This is a genomic window from Planctobacterium sp. R6, assembly GCF_055755215.1.
This window is the reverse complement of record NZ_JBVTQY010000084.1, coordinates 1-4,054: the sequence shown is the minus strand read 5'-3', so window position 1 is coordinate 4,054 and position 4,054 is coordinate 1. Positions and strand designations below refer to the sequence as shown.

Below are 4,054 nucleotides of genomic sequence, written 5' to 3'. Positions count from 1 at the left end.
GTTGTGGAACTTAATCCGGAGAGCAAAAAAGAAGCAGCTTAACGGCTTAGGCGACAACTACCTTGAAAAACGCCGCTGAGCTCAGGAGTTTTACATCGGATACCAGGTCTTCGATGCGTTGTGCCATGTGATTGAACTCGATTTCCAGATCACTGATATAAGACACCTTACCTACGTCGATTCGCTGGCTCAGTTCACCTTTGCCAAAGGCCCGGGCGGTTTTACGCAATTGCAGCAGCCGATCCACCAGCGGTTTTGCCCAAAGCAGAAACAGGGCGATCAGCAACAGATAAAAAACCGAAGTAAACCAATACCGGCCTGACAGGTGACTAACCGGGTTCTCCACAACAGGTAATTGCAATATCAAAACCTGGTCAGAGTGCGGGATAAGGTAGTGGATGCTGATATCCGTATCAGATTCCAGGTTCAGAGAGTTTCCGGTTTGCAGATAATGCTCAAGAGATTCGGGTAACACCAATTCCTGCAGCGAAACATGGCGCAACTGATAACCCTCATCGGCTTGCCAGTGCGCAATAAATCCGGCGATATCCCCGGTGCGGGACAGGGTGTGTGCCAATTGCCGGGTCAGGGTCTCAGCCTGTTGAATTTCCTCCTGTGACTCATCGGCGTCTGTGTCCGCATAATGCTGATAGGCCAAATCGAAAACCCACCCCAGGCCAATGGTGGCCACCAACACCATGGTCACCAATGAAATACTGAGCCAGCGCACTTACCAGCTTTCCCTGGCAAACAGGTAACCTTTACCCCAAATGGTTTTGATCAGATAAGGCTCATTGGGATCATCCCCCAGCTTTTTTCTGATGCGGGAAACGCGCAGGTCAATAGATCGATCGAATCCATCATAATCAAAACCCCGCAACTGATTCACCAGCTCCTGTCGCGATACCACCTCACCGGCCTTTTCAGCCAGTAACCAGAGAACATCAAATTCCGCAGAGGTAATGGAAACCGCCTGCCCGCGCAATGTCACCGAGAGGTTTTGCTTATCAATCAGCAGTTCATTTAAGCGGATTTGTGAAACAGGCCCGGCTTGCTGATTGTGCTGTACCTGGCTTTGATTGCGCCTGAGATGACCCCGTATACGCGCCAGCAAAGCTCTGGCCCGCACCGGTTTGGTAATGTAATCATCGGCTCCCACCTCCAGACCGAGGACTTCGTCAATTTCCTCATCTCTGGCGGTTAGCATAATGATGGGATTAGCAAACGTAGGGCGTACCTGTCGGCACACATCCAACCCATCCAGATCCGGCAACATTCCATCGAGCAATACCAGGTCCGGTGGACTGCTGTTTATTCTGGCAATGGCATCCACACCGGAGGCCGTCACCTGCACATTGAACCCCTTGTTACTCAGGTATTCCTGAGTCCAGTGGGCCAGTTCTTCATCGTCTTCCACCAGTAAAATGGTATTTTGTACACTTTCGCTCACAGGATTAAAACACTCGCCAGGTCACTGAAGATCGTTTGCTTTTATACACCCAGGCCATTTTCAATTCCACCTGCGCCAGCACTGCCTGTTGACGTTTCAGGTAAAACCAGGTGTTTTCGTTACTGGAAAACTCCATGTTGAGCTCACCTTCGGCGGCTTCCTGCCAGCACTGTAACGGTGTCTCCTGGCTGGCAGCAAACAGGCAATAGTTGGCTTTTTCCTGCGCTTTCCAGTTTAAGCTAATGTCCACATAGCAGGTTTGCCCCTGCCGCAATGCCACACACTTTTCAGGGCTTAATGTCAGTGTGTAAAGTGCCTCCTGTTGTGCCTGACTTTGCCATGGCAATAAGCCCAGAAACAGACTCAGACAAAAGCCAACAAGGTAACTGAAATTATCGGTTTTAAGGAATTTCTGGTTCATGCTCTGCTCCTTAAAACACATAAGTCACAGACAAACCAGCAGTAGAGACTAAGCGCCCTTCAGAACTGAGGGGACTGTCTGTGACTGCGTCGGGTCGCAAAACACTGGTAATAAAACCACCAAACACCAGGTGTTCAGTAAGCGGGTATTCAAAGCCGACTTGTCCTACAGCCATCACACCGCCGTCAGCTTCGTAGGGTTTATATGGCGTATCCGTTCTGCGCATGTGGTCTTCGATTTGCGCCGACTCGCTATCTGATAACCCCCAGTAATAATCAATAATGTCGCTGCTTTGATAATTCAGCCCCACCGTGCCATAGAAATTCCAGTTTTTGTACAGCCAGGTGCGGCGTATTGATGCAGACAATCCAAAGCCACCAATTTCATCCTCGAAACTGACAGGCGTAGCAATAAACTGCATCAGATAATCGGAGAAATAACCCGTAGCTCGCACACCCAGGCGATAATTGCTGTCGCGTGGCAGTGTTAACCTGTGTACATTTATGCCCGCCGGCTCACCCTCTTCATCGTACAACTGCTCGATGCCATCAAAGACGAATTCACCGCCGCCATGTGCATGTACCGCGTAGAGATCCACTGCCCAGTTGCGGGTGTTGTAAAAGTTGTAACCAATGGCATCGCCGGAAAACAGGCCGTCAACATTTTCCTGGCTGTTACCTGGGTTTTCATAAAAAAAGCCTTTCCAGCGCAGCTGCATTTCCAGGTTAACCGCTAAAAAACTCTCGGTGGTATTAACCCGGTTAAAGTTCTGATCCAGTTGATTGGTTTCACTGACTCCGCCAATCAAACTGATAGCGAAAAAGCTTTCCAGTTCACTATCACCGCTTTCGCTGACTTCGTCAGCCTGGAGTAACGAGGCGGGCAGCAGCAATAGCAGCCCCAATATCAATAGATTAAATGTGTGTTTGTAGTCCATGTGTTATTCACAAGTTATTTTAAAGTGGGTCAATCTTACGTAAATTTGTCCGGCCGGGTCGTAACGGCTGGTGTCTGAATGTATCAGTGTGTATCTGATGGCCATACCGGTTAACCGGCATCGCTAAAAATCAGGGCTGCAGTAACTTGCCTTCCAGCGCAAGCGACACGAAGTCCCGCTGAAATTTTGGCGGGTCGCTATCTTCCCGCACGCCCAGATAGATTTGTTTGTGAATACCGGTATTGCCCAAAGGTAAAGCACTGATGTCGAACTGTTCGCGATGTTCCTCTATCAACCAGCGAGGTAATACGGTTACGCCACGGTTGGCCGCCACCATCTGTAAAATAATCTCGGTATTCTCTATTTTTTTGTGTTTGCGCACGCTGCCACCCACCGGCAACAGAAACTGCGTATAAATATCCAGGCGGCTGTCTTCAATGGGATAGCTGAGCAAGGTTTCCTGTAATAAATCCCGCGGTTCGGCAAACGGCTTTTGCAACAGTGCATGTTGCGAGTTCACTACCAGTACCTGCTCATAAGCAAACACCGGAATGAATTCCAGGCCAGGGCGAAACACCGGGTCAGGGGTCACTAAAATATCAATATCATAATTGAATAACCCTGCCAGGCCTGCAAACTGGAATTCTTTTAAGACATCCACATCCACCTGCGGATAAGCCTTTAAAAACGGGGCCACGATTTTTAACAACCATTGAAAACAGGGGTAACACTCCATGCCAATGCGCAACTTTCCCTGCACACCGGATTTAAAACCACTGATTTCCTGCTCAATGTGCTCAAACTGTGGCAGTAACCGCCGGGCATGAGTCAGCAGGCGTTTGCCTGCCGGTGTCAGCACCAGGTTGCGTCCGGACTTCTTCCAGAATTTCACGCCCATGGTGGTTTCCAGTCTTTTGATGGCGTGACTGATGGCCGACTGCGACAAATACAACTCGTCGGCCGCTTTGGTTACTGTCCCCAGGCGATCAATGGCGTCGATCAGCATCAGGTCGCTGCGCTCTAACATAAACATGAACAGGATTAATGGTTTAGAGAAAATATACCACTTTTATTCACATAATCCCCGGACAAATTTAAAGCATCTCAAACTAACAGTGCAACGCTTTGCCCTGGCTCTTTGGGGAACAGCAAAAAGGCCCTGACGGGCCTTTCAGACTGTTGAAAAAGGCCTGGACGCAGATCCAGGCCTTTGATCTAATAGGCATATAGAAATTGGAGATTTCAA

The 4,054-nt window shown here is 49.2% G+C and carries 5 protein-coding genes; all 5 read right to left on the bottom strand.

Translation table 11 applies throughout. The features are described from left to right. Positions 1–46: 46 nt before the first annotated feature. Positions 47–730: a HAMP domain-containing protein gene (locus AC0J20_RS23195; protein ID WP_473023584.1), complete on the bottom strand. Its 684-nt coding sequence runs from the start codon at positions 728–730 to the stop codon at positions 47–49. After that, entirely contained in the window at positions 731–1,450 is a 720-nt protein-coding gene (locus tag AC0J20_RS23190; RefSeq protein ID WP_473023583.1) for a response regulator, read from the bottom strand. A 4-nt stretch (positions 1,451–1,454) separates the two neighbouring features. Next, a complete protein-coding gene (locus AC0J20_RS23185) occupies positions 1,455–1,871 on the bottom strand; it encodes a DUF3019 domain-containing protein (protein WP_473023582.1) in 417 nt (138 codons plus the stop codon). Positions 1,872–1,881: 10 nt separating this feature from the next. Then, positions 1,882–2,808 carry a MipA/OmpV family protein gene (locus tag AC0J20_RS23180; RefSeq protein ID WP_229530256.1) on the bottom strand — a complete coding sequence of 309 codons (927 nt, stop codon included), beginning with the start codon at positions 2,806–2,808 and terminating at the stop codon, positions 1,882–1,884. A gap of 130 nt (positions 2,809–2,938) precedes the next feature. Continuing rightward, positions 2,939–3,835 (bottom strand): LysR family transcriptional regulator, encoded by an 897-nt coding sequence (locus AC0J20_RS23175; RefSeq protein WP_229530257.1) that lies wholly within the window; start codon positions 3,833–3,835, stop codon positions 2,939–2,941. Positions 3,836–4,054: the final 219 nt, after the last annotated feature.

What these genes read in the sequence shown, in the direction of transcription:
- AC0J20_RS23185 (WP_473023582.1), bottom strand. Translation starts at nt 1,871, where the DNA reads ATGAACCAGAAATTCCTTAAAACCGATAATTTCAGTTACCTTGTTGGC.
- AC0J20_RS23180 (WP_229530256.1), bottom strand. Translation starts at nt 2,808, where the DNA reads ATGGACTACAAACACACATTTAATCTATTGATATTGGGGCTGCTATTG.
- AC0J20_RS23175 (WP_229530257.1), bottom strand. Translation starts at nt 3,835, where the DNA reads ATGTTAGAGCGCAGCGACCTGATGCTGATCGACGCCATTGATCGCCTG.